The 24,675-nt window shown below is 38.2% G+C and carries 18 protein-coding genes and 1 tRNA gene; 12 read left to right on the top strand and 7 right to left on the bottom strand.

Going from position 1 to position 24,675, the window contains the following annotated elements; translation table 11 throughout:
- The first annotated feature begins 16 nt into the window (after positions 1-16).
- Positions 17-1,738, top strand: coding sequence for a sodium:solute symporter family protein (locus tag LVD51_RS09565; RefSeq protein WP_236971003.1), 1,722 nt, complete (start codon positions 17-19; stop codon positions 1,736-1,738).
- A 475-nt stretch (positions 1,739-2,213) separates the two neighbouring features.
- Here LVD51_RS09565 and LVD51_RS09560 read toward each other — a convergent pair whose 3' ends face one another.
- Together LVD51_RS09560 and trkA are read right to left on the bottom strand one after the other, a co-directional pair.
- Positions 2,214-3,668 carry a TrkH family potassium uptake protein gene (locus LVD51_RS09560; RefSeq protein ID WP_236971002.1) on the bottom strand — a complete coding sequence of 485 codons (1,455 nt, stop codon included), beginning with the start codon at positions 3,666-3,668 and terminating at the stop codon, positions 2,214-2,216.
- Positions 3,668-5,008 (bottom strand): Trk system potassium transporter TrkA, encoded by a 1,341-nt coding sequence (trkA, locus tag LVD51_RS09555; RefSeq protein ID WP_236971001.1) that lies wholly within the window; start codon positions 5,006-5,008, stop codon positions 3,668-3,670. The genes LVD51_RS09560 and trkA overlap by 1 nt, the downstream gene beginning before the upstream one ends.
- A gap of 185 nt (positions 5,009-5,193) precedes the next feature.
- Between trkA and LVD51_RS09550 the strand changes: the two genes are divergently transcribed.
- The 8 genes from LVD51_RS09550 (at position 5,194) to LVD51_RS09515 (ending at position 14,057) form a co-directional block, all read left to right on the top strand.
- On the top strand, positions 5,194-5,640 hold the full coding sequence (locus tag LVD51_RS09550) for a low molecular weight protein-tyrosine-phosphatase (RefSeq protein WP_236971000.1): 447 nt from the start codon (positions 5,194-5,196) through the stop codon (positions 5,638-5,640).
- Positions 5,641-5,675: 35 nt separating this feature from the next.
- Positions 5,676-6,197, top strand: a complete 522-nt coding sequence (locus LVD51_RS09545) for a ferritin (RefSeq protein WP_236970999.1) — start codon at positions 5,676-5,678, stop codon at positions 6,195-6,197.
- A 57-nt stretch (positions 6,198-6,254) separates the two neighbouring features.
- Entirely contained in the window at positions 6,255-8,042 is a 1,788-nt protein-coding gene (locus LVD51_RS09540) for an ABC transporter ATP-binding protein (protein ID WP_236970998.1), read from the top strand.
- Positions 8,043-8,053: 11 nt separating this feature from the next.
- Positions 8,054-9,064 (top strand): UDP-N-acetylmuramate dehydrogenase, encoded by a 1,011-nt coding sequence (gene murB, locus LVD51_RS09535; protein WP_236970997.1) that lies wholly within the window; start codon positions 8,054-8,056, stop codon positions 9,062-9,064.
- A 223-nt stretch (positions 9,065-9,287) separates the two neighbouring features.
- Complete coding sequence (locus tag LVD51_RS09530; protein WP_236970996.1) at positions 9,288-10,421, top strand: C40 family peptidase; 1,134 nt, start codon at positions 9,288-9,290, stop codon at positions 10,419-10,421.
- Complete coding sequence (locus LVD51_RS09525; protein WP_236970995.1) at positions 10,411-12,165, top strand: serine hydrolase domain-containing protein; 1,755 nt, start codon at positions 10,411-10,413, stop codon at positions 12,163-12,165. Before LVD51_RS09530 ends, LVD51_RS09525 begins: the two co-directional genes overlap by 11 nt.
- A gap of 85 nt (positions 12,166-12,250) precedes the next feature.
- Positions 12,251-13,207: a glycosyltransferase family 2 protein gene (locus LVD51_RS09520; RefSeq protein WP_236970994.1), complete on the top strand. Its 957-nt coding sequence runs from the start codon at positions 12,251-12,253 to the stop codon at positions 13,205-13,207.
- On the top strand, positions 13,194-14,057 hold the full coding sequence (locus LVD51_RS09515) for a lysylphosphatidylglycerol synthase transmembrane domain-containing protein (protein ID WP_236970993.1): 864 nt from the start codon (positions 13,194-13,196) through the stop codon (positions 14,055-14,057). Before LVD51_RS09520 ends, LVD51_RS09515 begins: the two co-directional genes overlap by 14 nt.
- A 21-nt stretch (positions 14,058-14,078) precedes the next feature.
- Here LVD51_RS09515 and LVD51_RS09510 read toward each other — a convergent pair whose 3' ends face one another.
- Positions 14,079-15,740: an ArnT family glycosyltransferase gene (locus tag LVD51_RS09510; RefSeq protein ID WP_236970992.1), complete on the bottom strand. Its 1,662-nt coding sequence runs from the start codon at positions 15,738-15,740 to the stop codon at positions 14,079-14,081.
- Between the two features lie 155 nt (positions 15,741-15,895).
- Here LVD51_RS09510 and LVD51_RS09505 point away from each other — a divergent pair, with 155 nt between their 5' ends.
- Both LVD51_RS09505 and LVD51_RS09500 read left to right on the top strand, forming a co-directional pair.
- A complete protein-coding gene (locus tag LVD51_RS09505; protein ID WP_236970991.1) occupies positions 15,896-16,726 on the top strand; it encodes a hypothetical protein in 831 nt (276 codons plus the stop codon).
- Positions 16,727-17,274: 548 nt separating this feature from the next.
- Positions 17,275-17,841, top strand: coding sequence for a hypothetical protein (locus LVD51_RS09500; protein ID WP_236970990.1), 567 nt, complete (start codon positions 17,275-17,277; stop codon positions 17,839-17,841).
- A 410-nt stretch (positions 17,842-18,251) separates the two neighbouring features.
- On the opposite strand, the gene LVD51_RS09495 is transcribed toward LVD51_RS09500, so the two are convergent.
- The gene (locus tag LVD51_RS09495; protein ID WP_236970989.1) at positions 18,252-18,503 is read right to left on the bottom strand and encodes a type II toxin-antitoxin system ParD family antitoxin; all 252 of its coding nucleotides are present in this window, start codon (positions 18,501-18,503) and stop codon (positions 18,252-18,254) included.
- A gap of 398 nt (positions 18,504-18,901) precedes the next feature.
- Positions 18,902-19,900 carry a type I glyceraldehyde-3-phosphate dehydrogenase gene (gene gap / locus LVD51_RS09490; RefSeq protein WP_236970988.1) on the bottom strand — a complete coding sequence of 333 codons (999 nt, stop codon included), beginning with the start codon at positions 19,898-19,900 and terminating at the stop codon, positions 18,902-18,904.
- Positions 19,901-20,092: 192 nt separating this feature from the next.
- Between gap and LVD51_RS09485 the strand changes: the two genes are divergently transcribed.
- Positions 20,093-20,164 (top strand) — tRNA-Glu (locus tag LVD51_RS09485).
- A gap of 2,457 nt (positions 20,165-22,621) precedes the next feature.
- On the opposite strand, the gene LVD51_RS09480 is transcribed toward LVD51_RS09485, so the two are convergent.
- On the bottom strand, positions 22,622-23,845 hold the full coding sequence (locus LVD51_RS09480; RefSeq protein WP_236970987.1) for an FG-GAP-like repeat-containing protein: 1,224 nt from the start codon (positions 23,843-23,845) through the stop codon (positions 22,622-22,624).
- On the bottom strand, positions 23,846-24,628 hold the full coding sequence (locus LVD51_RS09475; protein ID WP_236970986.1) for an SOS response-associated peptidase: 783 nt from the start codon (positions 24,626-24,628) through the stop codon (positions 23,846-23,848).
- Between the last annotated feature and the right edge of the window lie 47 nt (positions 24,629-24,675).

Genomic DNA, 24,675 nt, shown 5'->3' with positions numbered 1-24,675 from the left:
CTAAAAAAACTAACTAATGACAGATAATATTTGGACGTATTTAATGGTCGGAATCACTTTTGCCATCTACCTTGGCATTGCAATTTGGTCCCGAGCAGGTTCTACAAAAGATTTTTACGTAGCCGGAGGAGGGGTTTCGCCTCTAGCCAACGGTATGGCCACAGCAGCAGATTGGATGTCTGCGGCATCGTTTTTGTCCATGGCCGGACTTATCTCTTTTTCAGGCTTTATAGGCTCCCAATATCTAATGGGATGGACAGGAGGATATGTTTTACTGGCTTTACTCTTGGCTCCCTATTTGAGGAAATTTGGAAAATTCACCGTTCCCGACTTTATTGGAGAGCGGTATTATAGCCAAACGGCTAGAGTCATAGCCGTGTTTTGCGCATTATTTATCTCCTTTACCTATGTTGTCGGACAGATGAAGGGTGTCGGTGTAGCATTTGCGCGATTTTTAGAAGTAAAATTTGAAGTTGGTGTAGGTATCGGTATAGTTATCGTATTGTTTTACACCGTTTTGGGTGGAATGAAGGGTATTACTTATACACAGGTAGCTCAATACTGTGTCTTGATTTTTGCCTACCTAGTTCCGGCAATATTTTTATCCTTATTTGCCACCGGTAATCCCATTCCACAATTGGGATTGGGTGGACAGGTAACCGATGGAGCTTGGCTACTAGACAAATTGGACACCATTCATACCGATCTGGGATTTAAAGCCTATACATCGGCCGATGTCAACACCGTCGATATGTTTTTTGTTACGGCAGCATTGATGTTGGGAACAGCAGGTCTTCCCCATGTGATTGTAAGATTTTTCACAGTGCCCAGGGTTAAAGATGCGCGATTATCTGCTGGATATGCCTTGGTATTTATCGCTATTCTGTACACTACAGCACCAGCCATTTCGGTATTTGCAAAAACGAATTTAATATCTGCCCTACAGGACAAAGAGTATGCCGATGTACCACAGTGGTTTACCAACTGGGAGCATACAGGGCTATTGGGTTTTGAAGATAAAAACAACGATGGAAAAATTCAATACTACAACGACAAAAATCCAGATATGGATGCGGTTGCTGCTTCCAATGGATGGAAAGGCAACGAATTGACCATTGACCAAGACATCATAGTATTGGCCAATCCCGAAATATCACAGTTGCCCGCTTGGGTCATTGCTTTGGTAGTAGCCGGTGGATTGGCAGCAGCACTTTCTACCGCAGCTGGATTATTATTGGTTATTTCCACTTCAATATCTCATGATTTATTGAAAAAATGGTTAAAACCCAATATTTCGGAGAAAAAAGAATTGTTGGCCGCTAGATTGGCCATTACTGTAGCCGTAATCGTAGGGGGTATCGCTGGTATTAATCCACCTGGATTTGTAGCAGAAGTAGTAGCCTTCGCTTTTGGATTGGCAGCAGCTTCCTTCTTCCCCGCCATTGTATTGGGTATATTTTCAACCAGAGTAAACAAAGAGGGAGCTTTGGCTGGTATGTTGGTAGGTATTGTATTTACAGCCACATATATCCTTTGTTTCTCCGTCTTTAAAATGGGTGGACCGGAAGATTATTGGTTTGGTATTTCCCCTAAAGGTATTGGTACATTGGGTATGATATTCAATTTAGTAGTTACCTTGGTAGTTACCTACCTTACCCCTGCACCACCGGTTAAAGTTCAAGAAATGGTGGAGTCTATCCGCTATCCAAAAGGAGCTGGGGCAGCGCAAGAACATTAATTAAACACCGATAAAAATTATAGCGCAATACATTGAAAGTATCAATGTATTGCGCTTTTTTCGTATTTAGAATTCATAGCTTCATCCTTTATATTTCCTTCATTCCCCTTTCCTTCTCATTCCATTTCCTTCTCATTTCATTAACTCTTTGATGATCAACGACAAAGAAAAGCAGTTGAATTATGTTCAAAGTAAGCCAAAGAATCGTTCTATTTTCATCTATATACCATACCGACCTCCTCCTCAAGCCCCTACTAGAGTATTGACAATTTATCCTTTATATTATTCATGTCAGCTAATGCTATTAAGGTAAACGGCAGTATATCCAAACCCAGCACCCGACCTTAGTTCAGTGAAGGAATTCATCCTAAAACCGAGGTAAGGATTGAGCATTTTAAAGCGGATATGAAAATTCAGTGGTAAATCATTCAATCCAACCGATTCAATACCGATGAGATGGCAATCTTGGATAGGATTAATGATTGCGCCAAAAGTACGGTGTCAAGATTACATAGATGGTAAATAACTCCAGTCGTCCTACCAGCATCAACACAGACAATATCCACTTGGAAGCTGTGGTCAATTCGCTAAAATTGTCCACTGGACCAACTTTTCCTATACCTGGACCTACATTGCTAATACTGGTAGCTACTGCACCGGCAGCCGTCAATAGATCTTCGCCTACCGATACAACGAGGATGGTTCCAAATACAAAGGTACCGATATACAGCAATAGAAAAACCAATATATGAGTCAATATTCTCGGTGGAACAACCCGCTTATTCATTTTAAGCCGAATCATACCACGGGGATGTAATATTCGCTTGAATTCCAAAATTGAATTTTTAAAAAAGACTATATGACGAATCAATTTGATCCCTCCTGCGGTAGAACCAGCACAGGCTCCTATAAAAAGCATAATAAAAAATACAACGGTAAGACCTTCCGTCCAGGAAGTATAATCTGCAGTGATATACCCTGTAGTGGTAATCACCGACACAATCTGGAATATGGAATCCCTAAATGCTTGTTCCAGTGTAATATCACTGACTCTATACACTTGAAAAGTAATAATAGCCGTTAATACCACTACCAACATAAAATATACTTTGAGTTCATCACTCTGTATTACTTTCTTCCACTTACCTTTTAAGGTAAGATAATGGAGAGAATAATTCACCCCAGCCAAAAACATAAAGACCGTAATCAAATATTGGACATCGGCTCCATAATAGGCCATACTATTGTTCTTGGTACTAAAACCTCCTGTTGCCAAGGTCGTCAATGCATGATTGATACTATCATACCAATTCATTCCAGTAAACATCAACAACACAAACAATAATACCGTCAATCCTAGGTAAATAAACCACAGGGCTTTGGCAGTATCTTTGATTCTGGGATGTAATTTTTCTGATGTTGGCCCAGGGGCTTCAGCGACAAAAAGTTCAATTCCTCCGATACCCAATAGTGGTAGCAATGCGACGGTTAGAACAATGATACCCATCCCTCCTAACCATTGGATAAAACTCCTCCAGAACAATATGTCCTTGGGCATAGATTCTATGTCGGTCAATATCGTAGCTCCTGTAGTGGTAAGTCCAGAAATGGTTTCGAAAAAAACATCGGTAAAGGAAGAAATAGATCCCGAAAGTAAAAATGGTAAAGTACAAGATGCCCACAAGGCCAACCAGGCCAAAGCCACAATAAGATATCCTTCGCGTTTGTTAACCGTCTTGTCCTTGTTTATGGCACCCAACTTAAACAGACCACTCATTAACAAACACAGCAAGGCACTGGTTGTAAATGAAAACTGATTTTGAGTTTCAAAAATATATGACAAGGGAATACATAGCGAAATAGCTATAGCAATGATAAACATCAATGCACTAAGTACCCGCATTATGGCGCCAAATCGAATTGTCCGCATTATCTAAACATCTTTTCAACCTTGCTAATGGCCTCTGGTTCAACAAATACAATTACCTTATCTCCCAATTGCAATTGAAAATCCCCATGGGGAATATGACTTTCATGATTTCGAATAACACCGGCAATTAAGGCTTTTTCTGGAAATTCTAATCGACCTATAGGCATTCTCGTCAATCGATTTTCCTTCTTCACTTTAAATTTAATAATTTCCGCATCTACTCCATGTAGACTGGCTATGGCTTCTACCTCTCCTTTGCGTATAAATCTAAATATATTATTGGCCGCTATCAATTTGGTGTTGATTAAAGTATCCACCCCCATATTTTGAGACAATCGAATATAATCGGTGTTGTCCACCAAGGCTATCGACTTTATGGAACCGGTTTCTTCGGCCATTAAAGCAGCTATAATATTGGATTCCGAATTGGGCATTAAACTGACAATGGCATCCATATCGGCCAATCCTTCTTCTTTAAGTAGATCTAAATCGGTGGGATCTCCCTTGATAATTAAACAATCGTCCAACTTGTCCAACAACACTTTACATTTTTCCTTATTGGACTCTATGATGGTCACACTATAGGTGTTTTGAATGAGGTTGGCTGTCAATTGAGTAAGTTCCTCCCCTCCCAATATCATGACATTTCTCACTTTCTTATTCATCCGACCAGCAAAAGCAGTCACTCTTTCGATATCGTTTCTCTTCACCAAAAAATACAAATGATCCTTGGCTCTAACCACGGTGGATCCTCTAGGCCGAATCGTATTATTACCCCTTAAAATAGCAATGGGGAGAAAGGGATAATCTGGGAGAATTTTGTCAATTTCCAAAATATTTTTCCCCGTAATCACCGAAGCTTCACTTACAGTAATACCGATTAAATAAAGTTTTCCTTCTTCGAATTCAAAAATATCTGTCAAGGCCGTTTTTTCCAATAAGCGACAAATCTCTTTGGCCACCAAAAAATTGGGAGAAATCATGGTGTCTATACCCAATTCATTAAAGATATTGCGTTGATTGTCTTCTAAAAATTCTGGGTTTTCTACACGAGCTATTGTTCGTTTCGCCCCCATTTTTTTTGCCAAAATAGCTGAGACCAAATTGACGTGTTCAGAGGTAGTAACAGCCATAAAAAGATCGACCTTATTCACCGAAGCATTGGCCAATACCTCACGAGATGAAGCGTCCCCTTTTACCGGCAAAATATCCAAATGATTGAAAGCACTATCCAATGTTTCTTGATTGGTATCAATGAGGGTGATCTCATGATTTTCGAAAGACAATAATTTGGCGATATGATACCCCACTTCACCTGCCCCCGCTATAATAATTTTCATATATTAATATTTTAATAACATGAACGGCTTACCCATATGTCAATAGTCTATTTCTGAAGTTAAATTAACCTCCTTTGTTTTTTCAACTAAAAAACCTAACCGATGTTTACATTCAATATAGACTGTAATAAAGTGTACAGTATTTCAAAAATTTATGCAAATTTATATTAAAATTTACTGAGATTATGAAAATTTTAATGGTTTGCCTTGGCAATATATGTAGATCTCCCCTAGCGGAAGGCATCTTAAAAGATAAATTAATAAAAAATAACCTAAACGCAGAAGTGGACAGTGCCGGTACTGGAGCATGGCATATCGGGAATCCACCTGACCAAAGATCCATTGAAATAGCCCATGAACAAGGGATAGACATAAGTCAACAAAAAGCGAGAAAAATACGATCAATCGATATCGATTACTATGATTTATTACTTGTTATGGACGAACAAAACAAGAAAGATGTATTAAAATATTGTCACACCCCATCAGAAAGACAAAAGGTCAAAAAAATAATGACTTATTGCGATTCCAACGAAGATGTACCTGACCCATACTACGGAGAATTTGGTTTTAAGAATGTTTTCAAATTACTCGATCAGGCATGCGAAGGTGTTATAGATTCAATTAGATAAATAATAGTTTTTATATTTGTTAAAAATTCAAGAATATGATCAGTAAAGAAATGGAGTCTCGTCTCAACGACCAAATAGCAAAAGAAGCATATGCCAGTTTTTTATACCTATCCATGTCAGCATGGTGTGAGTATAAAGGCCTGAATGGTTGCGCTAATTTTATGAAAAGACAGTCGGCTGAAGAACACATGCACATGACTAAACTTATAGATTATTTGTTTGAGACCAATGCGAGAGCCATAATCTCTGCCATTGACCAACCACCTGCGGATTTTACCGATCCTAAATCTCTATTTGAAGAGGTATTAGGGCACGAAAAACACGTAACCCAATCGATCAACGAATTGGTAGAATATGCCATGGTTGAAAAAGACCACAGTACATACAACTTCCTACAGTGGTATATTGAAGAACAGAGAGAAGAAGAAAATTTAATGCGAAGCATCTTGGATAAAATTGAACTCATCGGGGACTCACCTCAAAGTTTATATTTTATAGACAAGGAATTGGAAGCGATCAACAATACTGTTGCCAAAGCCGAAGGCGGAGAAGAGTAATAGACTCCCTCCTCCAAGGACATTTTCTATACATCCACTATTATTGAATAACACTATATGTCGGGAAATTCGAAATTTGAAAAAGGAATGTTAAAAAAGGATAAATTGATAACCTTCCTGCGTGTTTTTGGCTACATAAGACCCTACATAGGATATTTTATTATAGGGATGGTCATGTTGGTCTTGTCCAGTGTACTGATGATGGGTTTTTTGTACGTAGCTGGCGAAATGGCCAATGCAGCCAATGGAGAATCCAGGTATGATATTCCGGTATCACAATATGGTTGGATCTTTTTAGTCCTACTGGTTTTACAAGGGTTATTTTCCTACTTTCGAGTAGTAACCATGGCCATAGTCAGTGAAAACGGAATGGGAAATTTGCGAACGAAATTGTTCGACAAAATAGCCACTTTAAATTACAGTTATTTTGAAAGTGTGCGCATTGGGGAACTCACTTCCCGCATGACCAACGACATAGAAAAACTACAATCTACTTTTTCGGTAACCTTAGCTGAATTCTTAAGACAAATAGTGACACTAGTAGTGGGTATAGGTGTCCTTGCATGGTTGGCGCCCAAGCTGTCGCTAATTATGTTAATGAGCCTTCCCATAGTCATTATTATTGCCGTGGTTTTTGGACGTTATATCAGAAAACTATCCAAGGAAAGACAAGACAAGTTGGCGGAAACCAATACTGTGGTTGAGGAGGTTCTACAAAATTTTCAAATAGTAAAATCTTTTACCAACGAATATCTGGAATCTATTCGATTTAGCAAATCCATTGGAGAAGTAGTTAAGATCTCTATTCGGTTTGCCAAATGGAGGGGACTCTTCTTTATGTTTGTTATTACCCTGCTCTTTGGAGCCATCTTTTTTGTTTTATGGCAAGGAGCTCTTTTAGTGGAAACCGGTGAAATGAAGCTAGGAGATCTGTTTTCTTTTATTATGTACACTGGGATGATTGGTGGGGCTATAGCTGGATTGGGAAACCTTACTACTCAGATTATCAGTGCCGTGGGTGCCACAGATCGTGTATTTGAACTGTTGGATATGGAATCCGAGGTACCCATTCAAGATGAAGTTCAAAACTTTGTACGCTTCAACGGTAAAGTGAGATTTGAAAATCTATCTTTCACCTACCCTTCTCGACCAGAAGTTGAGGTTTTACATCAAATTGACCTCCATATTAATCCGGGCCAAACCGTAGCCTTGGTGGGTGCTTCAGGTGCAGGAAAAAGTACCATTACCTCCCTTTTGTTACAGTTTTTCAAACACCAAGAAGGTCATATATATATCGACGATACCGACATTACCGAAATTGATCTTCAAGTATTAAGAAAGAACATAGCCATTGTTCCCCAAGACATTACCCTGTTTGCAGGAACGATTCGGGAAAATATTTTATACGGTCAACCATTGGCAAGTGAGGAAGAAGTAATTCAAGCCGCCAAACAAGCCAATGCGTGGGAGTTTATTAAAAATTTCCCCGACCAATTGGACACGGTAGTAGGAGAAAAAGGCATGAAGGTATCCGGAGGCCAACGCCAACGATTGGCTATAGCCAGAGCCATCCTCAGAGATCCTTCCATTCTTATTCTCGACGAAGCTACCTCTAGTTTGGATTCACAATCAGAGCACTTGGTACAACAAGCCCTCAATAGTCTTATGGTGAATAGAACTTCACTGATTATTGCACATCGATTGTCAACCATTCGCAATGCCGACAAAATATACGTCATGTCCAAGGGTAAGATTATTGAATCGGGCACACACGACGACCTAATCCAGGACCCTGCTGGATCATACAGCCATTTAGCCAAACTTCAATTTGAATCGGAAGTGTAATAAGTTCATTCATGATGATACAACAAGGGATTTCACTTCAAGAATACAACACTTTTGGCATTGATGCGCAGTGTAATACAGCATTATTTATAGAATCTAAAGACGATGTACATAATCATCGTCATGCATTGTCCAAAGCCATTATATTGGGCGGTGGGAGCAATATTTTATTGACTAAATCTCAATACGATATTGTCGCCATCAACCAAATAAGTCACATTGAAATCTGTAAAGAAAACCGAGAAGACGTGATAGTCTCCATAGGCTCTGGCAAAAATTGGCATGAAACCGTTCTATGGGCTATCGATCATCATTTGGGAGGGATTGAAAATCTTTCTTTAATTCCCGGAACTGTAGGCGCCGGTCCCATCCAAAATATCGGAGCTTATGGATGTGAATTAAAAGATGTATTGGTCGGTCTAGATTTTTATGACTTCGATCTCCAAGCCTGGCGGTATATGAGTGTCTCTGATTGCCATCTCGGTTATAGGGATAGTATATTTAAACACGAACTAAAAAACAAAGGTTTTATTGGCACCGTTTATCTTCGATTGACCAAGGAAGGATATCACCAAGTCAATACTCAATATTCGGCTTTACAATCATATTTGAGTGAGAAAAATATTGATATCCCCAATATAGAGGAAGTATCCAATGCCGTAATCGCCGTACGACAATCCAAGCTGCCCAACTGGAAAGAACTCGGTAATGCAGGTTCATTTTTTAAAAATCCAGTTATCCATTGTCATCAACTACAGCATCTTCAAGAAGATTATCCCAAAATACCCAGCTATCCTATCGACACCCAAACCGCCAAAGTGCCAGCCGCTTGGCTAATTCAAGAATGTGGTTTTAAGGGAGTGAAAAGAGGGGCTGTCGGTTGCTATAAATATCAGCCCTTGGTCATTGTCAATCACGGTGGTGGATCAGGTGAAGACGTCATCAATTTAAAAAATGAAATCCAGATCGCCGTATATGATCGGTTCCAAATTCAGCTTCAACCGGAAGTAACCATATTATAAATTTTTGTTTAAAGATAAACTTCATTATATTTCCTTTTGATATTCATTTCAACGGTATTCAATCCCTCACAAGGGTAATGGAATGGGTTATACCAAATGAATTTATTGTTGTCGATAGTAGTTATCCTTATTTTCAAAACTAATAAATGTAAATATGCATTGTATCCATTCAAAATATTTTTTTATATATCTCCTTTTAGGATCCATAATATTTTCATTCTCCTTGTCTTGCAATTCGGGCTCAAGTACTGAATTGTACGATGAAATAGAAACTGCCCTTCTAGAAATTAAAAAATCTACGGTTCCCGATCGAAGAGTAGCCATATTAGATTTTGAATTATCAGAGGATGGGTCGAAGATTACAGGAAAAACCTCCAATGACAAAGCCTATCAGTTAATCCTCCAATTAAAAGAGAAATATCCCTCAATCAATCTCGACTCTTTTCACATCGTTGAGCCTATGGGCTATGGCGTAATCCACGTATCGGTTTGCAATATGAGATCCCAGCCCAAACACTCTGGAGAATTATCGACTCAAGCACTTTTGGGCCATCCTATTACCCTATGGGATCAGCAGGGAGATTGGTACTACATTCAGTCACCAGATCAGTACTTGGGTTGGTTAGACAAAGGGGCATTTACCCAGTATTCTTCAGGGGAATTAACCGAATATCGAAGCAAAAGTAAAATCATATTTAAGCAAGATTTTGGCTTTTGTTATACCCATCCTAATACCTCATCTGAAGTTGTATCCGATTTAGTAGCTGGTGATATTTTACAAATCGTCGATAGTATAAAAGATTATTACAAAGTAGAATTCCCCGATGGCAGACAGGGCTATGTATTGATAGATCAATGTTTTGAACAGCAACCTTTTTCTTGGACTACAGCCCCGGAATGGGCAGATATTGAATCTACGGCCAAACAATTTATGGGACGTCCCTATCTTTGGGGAGGTACTTCTGGTAAAGGTGTCGACTGTAGTGGTTTTACCAAAATGGTTTATTACCTCAATGGTCTTGTCTTGCCGAGAGACGCTTCTCAACAAGTCCACGTGGGTAAGCCAATAGAAATCGACGATAATTTATCCAATTTACAGCCTGGAGATTTTCTATTCTTCGGTAAAAAGGGAGAAAATGGAAATCCAGATAAAGTAAGTCATGTGGCCATTCATTTACAAGATGGTGAAATTATCCATTCGGCACAACGGGTCCAAATTGAAAGTCTCAATCCCAATCACGACCACTTCAATGTCGATAGAAGAAATACTCTCCTATCCGCTCGACGAATGTTGACTCAGGAAGGATTGCAACAAGGTGTTATTCCACTTCTAAAAAATTCTAATTATGCATGGTAGTAGAGTTTTCTTACTCGCAATTATACTTTTCATTTCCCCCCTGGTATCAAAGGGGCAAAATTCAACAGTAAGCCTTGATGCCATCCCTAATTTTGTAAAAGTCTTAGAGGATAACAATAATCCGTGCCAAATCCAAGCCTCAAATTTAAGCGACCTTTATATCGATGTACACTGGATGATCAAAGATCGACGATATGCGGATTGTTTTATCGATCGTCTTAGCGATTATATTTCCAGTCATAATATTGAAATAAAATATTACGTGTCGGATCATTCGATTGAACCCAATGGCAATCATCTGTCTATATGCATTATAGATGATGAAAACCAACCGGGAAGGCTACATGCCAATGCTATGGTAATCGATTTGTCTTCGCAAGACAGAAGTATAGAAAGCCCACCTTCATATTTTCATTTCAATCCTCAAAGAGTCAGTTGCTCCACTTTTGATCTCTTGGCTCAATACTTATTTAAGGGTGTGAGACTGGTTGACGGACATCGATTAGAAACCGACGAAAGAATCAGCTTCCTACCGGCGGCATACTATGGGCTGGATGAAGAATATTTGTACAGTCGATTGGACAGTATCTTAGAATTAGGTCTGGATTCCATGGCCTACCCAGGGGCCCAACTCGCCATCTCATACAAAGGTTCTGTGATATATCAGCGCAATATTGGCTACCACACTTATGACAAAAAACTATTGGTCCGCAAAGACGACATTTACGACTTGGCCAGTCTAACCAAGGTAGTTGCAGGAGTATCTGCTCTAATGTCTCTGTATGATAATAATCTATTTGATATTCACGCCACTCTAAAGTCCTACTTTCCCGACTTTAGTAAGTCCCCTAAGGGAGATCTCAGTTTTGACCGTATATTGAGTCATAGCGCCGGATTAAAACCCTACCTCGTATATTATCAAATGGCTGAAAAAAACAATCACAAATATTACCGCAATACTTTTGCCCGATATTCTAATAAAAAATACCCCTATCCTATTAGGGACAACCTTTACTTATCCGATAATTTTATAAAATTTATTAAAAAATCTATCATAGACTCCCCTTTAGACCTACCGGGAAATTATGTATATTCTGGTTTGTCCTTTTTATTGTATCCCGAATTGGTTTTCAATCAAACTGGACAACCCATTGATCAATTCCTTAAACAACAGATATATGCTCCCCTAGGTGCTGCGAGAATTCTATACAATCCCAGCTCTGACCTTCATCTCAATCAAATCATACCCACTGAAGTAGATGGGGAATGGCGCCAAAGGTTGGTCCACGGTCAGGTACACGATGAAGCAGCTGCGGTATTAAATGGAGTATCGACCAATGCAGGATTATTCGCCAATGCTATCGATTTGACAAAACTGGCTGAATCTTGGCGACGAGGTGGACAGTATGGAGGAAGCACCTATTGGCAAGATTCCACCATTCAATTATTCACTTCCTGTACTTATTGCGATGAAGGCAATCGTCGAGCCTTGGGATTTGATCGTCCTCCCCTACCGGATAGTCACTACAATAGTTATATGTCGCCATTGGCCTCCCAGACCAGCTATGGCCACAGTGGATTTACAGGGACCATGATGTGGGTAGACCCCAGCTATGATTACACCTTTGTATTTTTGAGTAATAGGGTATACCCCACCAGAGAAAATAAAAAAATATACAGTCTCAATATCAGATCAGAGCTACACTCCATTCTTTATCAAGCCGTCAATAAGAGAAGACCATAATAAAAATATAAACATGGGATGAAGATGGGATTAACCTCTGTTTTTAGTTAAAAAAAACTAAATTTGCGGCACTTAAATATCTATAATGAAAATAGTTACCGACGCGCTCCTATCGATAGTGGTTCCCTTGTACAATGAATCTGAAAACGTTGCATTGCTTACCGAAAAGATCCATGAAAGCCTAAAAGGATACAATTACGAAATCATTTATATTGATGATTTTTCTACAGACGGGACTAGATTGGTAGTCAAAAAACTAGCCGACCCCTTGGTCCATCTTATAGAATTGAAGAAAAACTATGGACAGAGTTTAGCATTAGCTTCTGGAATAGACTACGCCCATGGAGAATACATCATAACCATGGACGGAGACCTACAAAACGACCCCAGCGATATTCCCCAAATGTTGCACTATGCGGTGGAGGAAGATTTCGATTTGGTCACTGGTATTCGCCAGAAACGCAAAGACTCTTTGATAAAAAAAATACCTTCGAAAATCGCCAACTTTTTAGTTCGACGAGTCACCAAACTCGACATCAAAGACAATGGTTGCGCCCTCAAGGTATTTACTAAAACCATAGCCAAAGATCTCAATCTATATGGTGAAATGCACCGATTTATCACTTTGCTTGCCCATCTCGAAGGAGCCCAGATCAAACAGGTAAAAGTAAAACACCATGCCCGTCATGCCGGAGTATCAAAGTACGGTTTGGAGCGGGTTTTCAAAGTAGTGGCAGATATGATGCTATTGCTTTTTATTCGAAAATATTTTCAACGTCCCATTCATTTATTTGGCATCCTAGGAGTATTGATGATCATTGGTGGTGGACTGATCAATGTCTATTTACTGTTTGTCAAGTTCTACCAGGGCCAAGATATCGGCAATCGCCCCTTATTAATTTTTGGACTCATGTTTATCCTCGCAGGGATTCAACTTTTCACCATAGGTATAGTCATGGAATTGTTGATTCGAACATATTACGAGTCACAAAACAAGAGACCTTACAGAATAAAAAACATCTTTGTAAGTGAAAAATCTTAAAAAAGCTGGTCTGACCCTGGTTAAAATAATTTTTAGTGTCCTGTTGGTCTTTTTCATTTTTAAAAAGATTGACCTAGTAGCCATTAAGAATGTATTATTGGAAGTACGCCCCTTGTATCTTGGTCTAGCTATCTTGTTTTTTATATTGTCTAAGATTATTGCAGCTATCCGACTGCATCATTATTTCCAGGATATTTCCATTCCCATTTCCAACCTCGCCAATATGAAGCTCTATATCTTGGGAATGTTTTACAATCTATTCTTGCCCAGCGGTATAGGAGGTGATGCCTATAAAGGCTATATCCTCAAAAACACTTATGATATATCGACTAAAAAAATTGCATCTGTCCTGTTCTTAGACCGATTAAATGGAATGGCTGCCTTGGCCATTCTAGCCCTTGCCGTAGCCAGCTGCATCGACCTTCCTATCCCTTCGTGGATGAAGATCCTCATTCCCATAGGCATTCCATTGGCGTTGTTTATTTTTTATGTCATGCATAAAAAACTATTCCCCTATCTCAATGGCATCCTATGGAAAACCATATTTCTATCATTTATGGTACAATTGGCTCAACTGGCATCATTGTGTTTTATCCTCATTTCACTATCTGTCAATAAGGGATATTTAATCTACCTCCTTATATTTTTGATCTCTTCTATAGTATCTGTACTGCCCATCACAATAGGTGGAATCGGCGCTCGAGAAGTTACTTTTTTTTATGGAGCACAATGGCTACAGATTGAAGAACATTTGGCCATCAGTGTGAGCATGGTTTTCTTTTTAATCACGGCCTTAGTCTCATTTATCGGAGTTTATTATCACTTTAAAAAAATCGATATTAAGTCATAATACCATCTGCATTTGGTATAACTACTGTAGATAAAATAGTACTCTTTTGCTCAATATATCATTCCGAGTTTTGGGATTTAAGAATTTGAGGTTGAGTCGAGTGACTCTAAAATGATCCACCTCATAGACCTTACCTATAGTCAGTGTTTCATCTTGTTGGGCCTGTAGCAAATCTTCCTCATAGCCATACACCCATAGGTCGTGTTGTTGTTTCCACTGATTGCCGGCCAAATGTGGAGTAGGACGTCGATTGTAAAAGTCTAAAGGCCAGGTTTTTTCATCTCTTATTTTATAAACTTTATCCACTGGAATATCTTGTTCTGCAATGACATTGGCCATGGCCGAACTCCCCTGATACACCAATAATTGAGGATAAAAATGAAGGTTCATAATGGCATTGATCAATACGCTGGCAATGATGGTGATGCTTAGGATATGCATCCCTTTTGTATTTTTTTCAAAATAATAGAAACTCAAAACACCTATTAAAAAACAAAATACTACGATATTAACTAGCTTTATTTCAGGAAATACAACAAAAAGTAACAATCCTCCTGCGATTAAAAGCAAGGCCGTCATCCCATATTGGACGTACTTCAATTGAGTCAAAGCTTTTACCTTATTTTTATTTATTAGTTCTACCATATAACCAGCTGTCATCACTGAAATGAGGGGCATGGTAATATTGAGATAATGAGGGAGTTTAAACTGTGCGAAACTAATCAATACAAAAATCAGAGTAAAGCCTCCGATGGTCAACGCTTCAAACTGAGGAATGGGATTTTTAAATTGTCGCAGAAACTGCCTACTTCGATATACATAGGCGGCTATACCCAGGAAGGTCCAAGGAATAAAAACCCATAAGAAAGTATGGAAAAAAAAGAGGTAATCTCCATTTGTCCTCCCTATACCGGTACCACTCATTCTCTCGAAACTCTGTTCCCAAAAGATAAAATAAATCCCACTTCGATGATTGCGACCTCGAATTACTTTTTCAGGATGCAGGTCAAACTGTATATAATAGGCATAAAGCATGGGACTACTGACCAATAAAAAGGTAAGCAAACCGACAATAGTCCTCCAATTCCAGAGTAAAATCAGTTGTTTTCTGTAGAGCAAATGACACAGTATAGGAAAGCCAATGACTAAGATGGCGATTTGTCCCTTGGTCGAAAATGCCAATGCTGCACCGGAACAACCGAGAACCATATCAATGAGTTGACGACGGTGAATATATTTAGTCAATTGCCAAATTGAAAATATGGTAAATCCAGTCAATACACTATCGGTTCTCACATCAAATCCGGCCAGCACTATGGTTTGAGCACTTAAAAAGATTAAAGAAGCCCACCTTCCCGACTCCTTGTTATAGAGTTCTTTCCCCAAACCATAACAACTATAAGCCGCAAGGAGGGTCAATAAAAAACCAGGCAATCGATAGGCCCAATCTTCGATCCCAAATATTAGATATGAGGCTGCCGACAGCCAATAATGCATATGAGGTTTATCTAGGTATTCTTCATTGCCTTTAAATAGATGCAAGAAATCATTTTCCTGTACCATTCGCATGGCCATCACGGCAAATTGTGCGGAATCATTTTCCATTAAGGTATTGCACAATCCCATCCAGTATACCGATACTAGAGCAAAAAGAAAAAAATAATATCTATTGTTGGACAACATAAATCAAATTTGGAAAGCAAATATAATGATATCTCTTCCAAATTGATCTAGACTTTACAGGAATGAAAACCGTCAAATAAATTATAAATAATTTTATTATTAAAAATCAACGGTTACATTTGTGGTCATTATAAATAATAACCCCTTAAATTCTTATGAAAGAGTTGTTTATTACCTTCTTTATGGTAATATATTTGGCGCCATTCGCACATAGTCAAAGTATTGCCCAAAAATATGATTCTGAAAATAAAACTGGAGATTTATACCTATACTGGGGCTGGAATCGAGGTTGGTTTACCACATCAGACATTCACTTTAGGGGACAAGATTACGATTTCACATTATCCAATGTAGAAGCATTCGATCGACAGAGCTCTTTTGAAGTGGACAAATATCTTAACCCTCAAAACGCGACCATACCTCAATACAATTTCAGAGCGGGATATTTTATCAATCCCAAGATCAATCTAACCTTTGGCATAGATCATATGAAGTATGTGGTCAGACAAAACCAATTGGTCAACATCAATGGGCATATTGAGGGGACAGAAACTCTATACAATAGAGATTACGCCAACGAAATGATCCAAATAACTGATGATTTTTTAAAGTTTGAACATACCGATGGCTTGAATTATGTCAATTTTGGGGTCAGACGTCAAGACAAACTGTTGTCTGTGGGACCTGTTGGATTAGATGCCTTAATTGGTGTAGAAGGTGGATTTTTATTGCCTCGAACAAATTCAACCTTATTGAGTATGGAGAGGAATGATGCCTTTCATTTGGCTGGATATGGAGCGAGCGGAGTAGTTGGCTTACAAATTTCTATATTTAGAAATTTCTTTATTCAATCAGAAGTAAAGGGAGGATACATTAATTTACCAGATATTAGAACGACGATGTCGTCGATAGACAAAGCCGATCAACAATTTCTATTTGGGCAATTGAATATCTTATTTGGAGGCACTCTTCACTTGGGTCATTAACGATATAACAATCTAAATTCGAATAATTTTTTTAATTAGATTCTATCTGAGCCCCCATCTCAATGTGGTAAAAATCAAAACGTCATAGTTTAAATTCTAACCATATATCAATTGTTAATACCAATATTGATTGATATTTAAACATTGCCCTTACTTTCCTTCTCGTTCACTGCTTAAGGTCAATTCAATCGAGTTTCATTGTACCATTCACATATTGCTTTGTCCTCTAATGGTAGAGCAACATAAAATCATCTATCAACTTTCTTCTATAATAATCATTTCAGAAAGCTGGAAAATATAGGTTTTCCATTTTTCAGAAAACATCTTTACATTTTAATACAATCCATGAGATGTATTAAAAAAAGAGGAGAATAGAGAGGTCATACCATGAAAAAAGAAAATATGTATACCTAAATAATATTTCAAATATCAACATTACTTAATTTAACTACTTCAAAAGAATATAATACCTACTACTGGCATTAACCCATATCTTAAAAAAGTGCTCATTTTTCTCTATTTTTAACAACTTTAAAAAAACTTAAGTTATGAGCGAGGATTGGAAATTAGAATTACCAGACTGGAAAAAAGCAAATTTAAAAAGCCTCGAATTCATTCATACAAAAGCTAATGAGGCATTTAATTACACTACGAATGTTGCTGATAAAATTTCTTCTCGTGCCTTTACATTTATATCAATTCTTATTCCCATATTAACTTTAATTATTAGTTTCGTTATCAAACTGCTATATGTACAAAATGAACCAATTCCAAGATGTTTTCTAACTAATGTTATATTTATTTGCTTACTTTTCGTTATATCCTTTTTTGGTTTAATATTCATAATATATCCTAAAAAATTTATGCACGCTGGAAGAGAACCAAAAGAACTTAGCGACGCTCAATTTATACAAAATCAAAACTTAAATACAGAAGAACAATATTTAGCTCTTTTAATTGGCGAAATCGAAGGACTACAAAAGAAAATAACTGTAAACGAGAGAATAAATAATGATAGAATATGCATGTTAAAAACCGTACTTACATTTCTTTTGATTGCTTTCTTTTGTTCAATCGTAGTAATATTTTCTTATCCTTCTTTTATCTTTTCGTGATATTAGTTTCATTTATATTTCTTGTGTCTGGTTTAGTTTCAGGCATAGTAACTTGAGGTCTCTGTTTTACAGGTTCCTTTTTAGGTTTTGAATTTTTGTCTTTATTTTTATGTAACATAATTAATTTTTTTCCAAATAATGACATTTATTTTACAATTAAATCTGATAATTTCAATATAGACACTTATTTTTTGCAAATAAATATTGATTAAAAATATGCAAATCCTTCATAATTCAGTATTTGCGGCAAGGCACTTGAAAAAAATAATATCCTCGAGACAAGATTTTTCTTTGAATTGAAAAACTCATCCTACTTTACCTTATCAATTATTCCCCCCGAAGGCCAGATTTCTATCGTATATTTCCAAATATCTGATAAATCTTCTACTGCTTTATTAATCAGTTTATATTCAAACATTATTTTTATGTCTGTCTTTTAATTCTTGAAGATGCTTATTGGAGTCAAAGTCGAGTGCAATTCCGCTATCGATTCCTTCTTGAATAGAGTTCTTCAATGCCAAAACTCTATTTTCTTCATTCTCTAAAAGTCGAAGTCCGGCTCTAATTACCTCACTCACATTTTTGTACCGACCGGTAGAAACTTGATTATTGACAAATTGATCAAAATAATTCCCTAGTGATATTGATGTATTTTTACTCATAGTTCAAATAATTAATATAAAAATACCAAAAATTGGTAACTTATTTATATTGAGTACAGAGATATGTGAAGTGTAATATAAAATATATCATCCTAAATGACCTATCCTACCTCATTTTAATACATCATTGATATAACAATGGTTTCATCTTCAAATATCCGTGTGATGTCTTGTACTATAAGTGATTGAAAATAAATTCATCCACAGCTTTTTCTATAGAAATAAATCACAGAAAGCTGGAAAATATAGGCTTTCCAATTTTTAGAGAACATCTTTACATTTTAATACAATCTATAATATGTATAAAAAAAAGAGGAGAATAGATAGTTCAGGCCAAAAAAAAAGACCGCACTATTCCCAGTGCGGTCTTTTCAATATAACTTAATATTTCTTGAAGATTATAGAGATACCAACTTAACTGCCAATTCTCCTAATCTGGTAGAGTAACCAGCTTCATTGTCATACCAACTTACTACTCGGATAAAATCTCCATCAGCAGTAGTCAATTCTTTATCAAAAATTGAAGAGTATTTTGATCCTACGATATCGCTAGATACGATAGGAGCTTCCTCATATTTCAATATTCCTTTTAGAGAAGTTTCAGCCAATTTCTTAAACTCTGCATTTACAGCATCAGCTGTTGTAGGTTTAGAAACTTTCACTGTAAGATCTACGATAGAACCGGTGATAGTAGGTACTCTAAATGACATGGCCATAATTTTGTCGCCAATGTTCGGGTAAACCAAACCTACTGCTTTAGCAGCACCAGTACTTGTAGGAACTATGTTTTGAGCAGCTGCTCTAGCTCTTCTCAAGTCTTTGTGTGGAGCATCTTGGATACTTTGATCAGAAGTATAAGCGTGGATAGTACTCATGGTTCCTTGTAAGATACCATAATTTTCATCCAAGGTTTTAACCAATGGAGCCAAACAGTTAGTAGTACAAGATGCATTAGAGAATACTACCTCAGCTGGATCGATCTCATCTTCATTTACACCTAAAACGATAGTTTTCACATCACTTCCTGCAGCAGGAGCAGAAATCAATACTTTTTTAGCACCAGCTTCTAAGTGCAAAGATGCTTTATCTCTGCTACGGAAGATACCTGTACATTCCAAAACCAAATCAATACCCAGTTCTTTCCAAGGCAATTTAGCAGGATCTCTTTCAGCAAGAGCAACAATTTTGTGGCCATCTACAACAATACTTTCATCGTCAGAAGATATTTCATTATCCAATGTACCGTGAGCAGTATCATATTTCAACAAATGAGCCAAGGTAGCATTGTCTGTCAAATCGTTGATTGCAACAATCTCTACGTCATTATTACTTAAAAGACTTCTGAAAGTCAATCTACCGATACGGCCGAAACCATTAATAGCAATTTTTTTAGGCATAAGATTTTTATTTTAATTCTCAAACTTAGTAAAGACAAAGTTTTAAAACTTTGGAAAAAAACAAGCCGTAAAGGTAGTTAAAATATCATTAAGTTTTCCGCAGAAAAAAAATCAATTTTTTTTTGAAAAAACTTTTGACAATTAAATTTTTCCCCTATATTTGCAATCGCTTTTACAGAAAGCAGGTAAGCTGGCCCGTTCGTCTAGGGGTTAGGACGCCAGGTTTTCATCCTGGTAACAGGGGTTCGATTCCCCTACGGGCTGCCTAAGAACTCTTAAAGCTGGATATCGATTTTGATATTCAGCTTTTTTTGTTTTAAGTCATTGCTTTTCAGTTATTTTTATATTCAACTACTCCCTGTCTTCAATCTTTTCAATGTATTTTCTTTTCTCATTTTTATTTTTTCAGAGGCTGGTCATTGGCCATTGTCAAACAATTTTCCTTTTTCTCGAAATGGCTGTCATGTAAAACCATAGGATGATTTCTTGATAATGGATGAGCACATCTTAGATTTTTATTCAAAAGTATTGATGGGACGACATAATAAATTAAGGTGAAATCCTGTCGATTTACGGGGAAGTCACACCTCGGCAATTCGCTTACCATGGATGGTACAATCTCACCGGAGCCAGTGGCTTAATACCTGACGATTTACAGGGCAATCACGCCTCGGCACAGTGGCCTCGGTTCCTTCGCCAAATGCCGATTTACGGCATTTGGTTGCCCTAAAGGGCAACTACGCTCAGTCATCCCACAGGCTGCCTAAGAACTCTTAAAGCTGGATATCGATTTTGATATTCAGCTTTTTTTGTTTTAAGTCATTGCTTTTCAGTTATTTTTATATTCAACTACTCCCTGTCTTCAATCTTTTCAATGTATTTTCTTTTCTCATTTTTATTTTTTCAGAGGCTGGTCATTGGCCATTGTCAAACAATTTTCCTTTTTCTCGAAACAGCTACTATGCCAAACCATAGGATGATTTCTTGATAATGGATGAGCACATCTTAGATTTTTATTCAGAAGTATTGATGGGACGACATAATAAATAACAGGTGAAATCTTGTCGATTTACGGGGAAGTCACGCACTAACGTAGAGACGCAATGCCTTGCGTCTCAGTCGACAATTTAGGGAGACGCAAGGCATTGCGTCTCTACGTCGTCAAAATTAATTAAAAGATCACGCCTCGGCAATTCGCTTACCATGGATGGTACAATCTCACCGGAGCCAGTGGTTAAAAACCTATCGAATTACAGGGCAATCACGCCAGAGCCAGCTTGATAAAAAAGTCCTGAAAGGACGATATATGTCAGCGTAGGGTGAAACCCTACGAAAAATAGTTTACCCAATTAAGAAGTCCTGAAAGGACGACATAATAAATTAAAATGTAATTCTTACGATATGCGGTTCAGTCTCGCCGAACCACAGTGGCTAAAAACCTATCGATTTATGTTGCAGTCATGCCGGAAACATTGGTTAAAAACCTTTCGAATTACGGGGCAGTCACGCCTCGGCCGGAAGACCTTTCCACCCGAAGCCAGTGGCCTACCCACCCGAAACACGGAGGTTTCGGTTCCCTCACCATTGATCCATTAAGGATCAATGATGCTTCGCATTTTGTTCGGTCATCTTCGCCAAATGCCGATTTACGGCATTTGGTTGTCCTTGGGACAACTTTGCTCGGTCATCCTGAAGGGATGATATGTTAATAGCCGTGGGTTGAAAACCCACGGTTAAGTGGTAACCTAAAGTTGATTTGGCGGGATTTTTGCCAAATGAGAATTAGTTGACCAAACTATCTATTGATAATATCACCAACCTTCTTTAATATCTGATTGCAAAAATCATGACAAATCCATGATCATATCCATTCGTGCATCTATACAATCCACATCAGTCATATTGTCTAATAGAGGGTATGGATGTTTCTTACCAATAGGAGAGAATTTTTTCGTCATGCCTGCATCATTCACGAAACAGTGGCTAAAAACCTATCGATTTACGGGGAAGTCATACACTAACGTAGAGACGCAATGCCTTGCGTCTCCAAAATATCTAACAATTAGAATGTTTTCTCTTCATTTTGGCAATTGGCTATTGATATAGGGTGTAATCACATCGCAGGGCAGAATCCCTGAAGATTTACGGTGGAATCACGCCGGAGCACAGTGGCGAAAACCTATCGATTTACGGGGCAGTCACGCCAGAGCCAGCTTGATAAAAAAGTCCTGAAAGGACGATATATGTCAGCGTAGGGTGAAACCCTACGAAAAATAGTTTACCCAATTAAGAAGTCCTGAAAGGACGACATAATAAATTAAAATGTAATTCTTACGATATGCGGTTCAGTCTCGCCGAACCACAGTGGCTAAAAACCTATCGATTTACGGGGCAGTCACGCCTCGGCCGGGAGACCTTCCCACCCGAAGCCAGTGGCCTACCCACCCGAAACACGGAGGTTTCGGTTCCCTCACCATTGATCCATTAAGGATCAATGATGCTTCGCATTTTGTTCGGTCATCTTCGCCAAATGCCTATTTAAGGCATTTGGCTCTCCGAGCTTCATTCAGTCATGTCTCTACGTCGTCAAAATTAATTAAAAGATCACGCCTCGATAATTCGCTTACCATGGATGGTACAATCTCACCGAACCACATTGGCCAAAAACCTATCTAATTGCATTGCAATCACACCGAATCCAGTGGCTAATAACCTGACAAATCACATGGAATCTACGCCTGGATTCTCATACCATATCACACCCAATCCATTCTCAAGACTGCGCTCTTCTGTAGTCATTAAATCGAGATCTCCATCCCCATCGACATCGTGCAATAATATTTTATCGTATTTTATCCCCAATGAACCACCAATATCATCGTGAACCCAGGTCTTGGCCACTTTGTCATAACTCGAACAGACAATACCAGCCAAATCTTCTGCCATTTCATAAGATGTAAACACCTCCTTCTGACCATCTCCATTGATATCGGTCACAGCAACCGACTTCCCACGCTCCCCAACTCCTTCGGGATATGCAAACAACAAAGACTCTTCCCATAAACCACCGATGTCCTCAGTGCGAGTCAATAAATATACCCCACTTTCAATATCCGCTGCTACAACATCGACAACATCATCATTATCAAAATCTAAAACGGTCAAAAACATAACCTCCTGCCCCATCAGGCCTATGTCGTGAACCTCCCAATCTCCGTATATCTTATCAGATCCAGGATTTTCGTACCATTTCACCCCTGAATCATTCCCCTTACGATCAGATACTACCACATCTTCATCACCATCTCCATCGATATCCAAAACCTCAATACTCATTATCCAACCCACAGAATCGATAAAATGAATTGGCCATTCACTACTCTTTTCATAGTCGAGTCCAATATCCATCCATCCCACTATAGCATTATCCCCCTTGCCCCCTACTACTAATTGATGACTTCCATTAGGTAAAAAATTCGCCGTTGCAGAATACATCCATTTTTTGCCCCTAGCTGCATTTATTTCTCGATTGACCCAAACATCGTTGGAATCCAAAAAATGCCAATACATCGCTTCATTTCGCCCTTCACATAGGGTCATTACCTCAGATCGACCATCGCCATTTCCATCGAAAAAAATAGCATCTTCTACATCCGCACTCTCAAAAGTCAATTCATTAAAACCATCTCCCCCTCTGCCCAAATACACCTTGGTCAATCCTTTCTCCTCTCCACCAGAAATATAATCGGCATATTCATCGCCGTTAAAATCCCCCACTCGTATCCCATCTGCACCCCATAAACTACTATCGATAATGTGCAATGGCCATTGTGTAGTCTCTGTTCTCAAATTGGAACTCGTACCACAACTCGTCATCAATCCAATACATCCAAACAAAACCATAGCATATAAAACTCTCATATAATTTCCTTCTTTTTTATTCAATTAAAATAAGGTTTGATCTTTATTAACCAACTCGAAATAATCATATTTCTCTGAAGCTTTCGGCAAATTGCCCGTCGCCTCCTTTCCTCTAAGTTTGCGAACCGTATGAGCCACTAATTCATTTGCAGGCAGGGGCAAAATCAAATCTTGGATGACTTGCTTGTCCAATTCATTTTCAATAGGCTGCAACCATTGGTCGGCAATCGCTTCCGGCAAAATCAAAGGCATTCTAGGCTCCGCCAATTTGGGATTATTGTGGATTTCTTCCATAAGTGAATTGCCCTTCGTCGTAACAATGGCAAAAGTGTGCCACTCTTCGAGATTAGCCGGATTCTTCCATTTACTCCACAATCCAGCCATAATCATCGGCGCCTTATCCGCACGCTGAATAAAAAAAGGATAGGTCTTGCCCTTAAAGTGATGGTGCTCATAAAATCCATCCATATAAATCAAACATCGACTGCTCTTGGCAGCTGTCCTAAATGCAGGTTTCTCAAATATGGTTTCCCCTCTGGCATTTAAAGTCCGATTCCAAAAATCCATCCTTTGTTTGTCATCCTTTACCCAATGAGGTAACAATCCCCAAGTAGATGGAGTCGGTCGAAACGGCTGATTATCTGGATAAATCAAAAGTTGAGGGTGACTAAATCCCGCTGCGTGAAATAGGTTATACTTTTCAAATGGAATTAAGTCTTCTTCAATTTCTTTTTGCCATTCTGCATCATTGTACTTCTTGGCACGCTTCAACTGCGTTTCTAGCAAGGCTTTGGCATCGTAACACATAGATTTTGGATTATTGATAAATAACCAATAATGTAATCATTATTTTG

The sequence above is a fragment of the Membranihabitans marinus genome (genome assembly GCF_021729155.1).
GTDB classification, from domain to species: Bacteria; Bacteroidota; Bacteroidia; order Chitinophagales; family Saprospiraceae; genus Membranihabitans; species Membranihabitans marinus.
The sequence above is the reverse complement of the archived record's forward strand: the minus strand, read 5'-3'. Positions and strand labels throughout refer to the sequence as shown.

What these genes read in the sequence shown, in the direction of transcription:
- LVD51_RS09475 (WP_236970986.1), bottom strand. Translation starts at nt 24,628, where the DNA reads ATGTGTTACGATGCCAAAGCCTTGCTAGAAACGCAGTTGAAGCGTGCC.
- LVD51_RS09540 (WP_236970998.1), top strand. Translation starts at nt 6,255, where the DNA reads ATGTCGGGAAATTCGAAATTTGAAAAAGGAATGTTAAAAAAGGATAAA.
- LVD51_RS09560 (WP_236971002.1), bottom strand. Translation starts at nt 3,668, where the DNA reads ATGCGGACAATTCGATTTGGCGCCATAATGCGGGTACTTAGTGCATTG.
- LVD51_RS09495 (WP_236970989.1), bottom strand. Translation starts at nt 18,503, where the DNA reads ATGAGTAAAAATACATCAATATCACTAGGGAATTATTTTGATCAATTT.
- LVD51_RS09505 (WP_236970991.1), top strand. Translation starts at nt 15,896, where the DNA reads ATGAAAGAGTTGTTTATTACCTTCTTTATGGTAATATATTTGGCGCCA.
- LVD51_RS09500 (WP_236970990.1), top strand. Translation starts at nt 17,275, where the DNA reads ATGAGCGAGGATTGGAAATTAGAATTACCAGACTGGAAAAAAGCAAAT.
- gap (WP_236970988.1), bottom strand. Translation starts at nt 19,900, where the DNA reads ATGCCTAAAAAAATTGCTATTAATGGTTTCGGCCGTATCGGTAGATTG.
- LVD51_RS09510 (WP_236970992.1), bottom strand. Translation starts at nt 15,740, where the DNA reads ATGTTGTCCAACAATAGATATTATTTTTTTCTTTTTGCTCTAGTATCG.
- LVD51_RS09565 (WP_236971003.1), top strand. Translation starts at nt 17, where the DNA reads ATGACAGATAATATTTGGACGTATTTAATGGTCGGAATCACTTTTGCC.
- LVD51_RS09525 (WP_236970995.1), top strand. Translation starts at nt 10,411, where the DNA reads ATGCATGGTAGTAGAGTTTTCTTACTCGCAATTATACTTTTCATTTCC.
- LVD51_RS09520 (WP_236970994.1), top strand. Translation starts at nt 12,251, where the DNA reads ATGAAAATAGTTACCGACGCGCTCCTATCGATAGTGGTTCCCTTGTAC.
- LVD51_RS09550 (WP_236971000.1), top strand. Translation starts at nt 5,194, where the DNA reads ATGAAAATTTTAATGGTTTGCCTTGGCAATATATGTAGATCTCCCCTA.
- trkA (WP_236971001.1), bottom strand. Translation starts at nt 5,008, where the DNA reads ATGAAAATTATTATAGCGGGGGCAGGTGAAGTGGGGTATCATATCGCC.
- murB (WP_236970997.1), top strand. Translation starts at nt 8,054, where the DNA reads ATGATGATACAACAAGGGATTTCACTTCAAGAATACAACACTTTTGGC.
- LVD51_RS09545 (WP_236970999.1), top strand. Translation starts at nt 5,676, where the DNA reads ATGATCAGTAAAGAAATGGAGTCTCGTCTCAACGACCAAATAGCAAAA.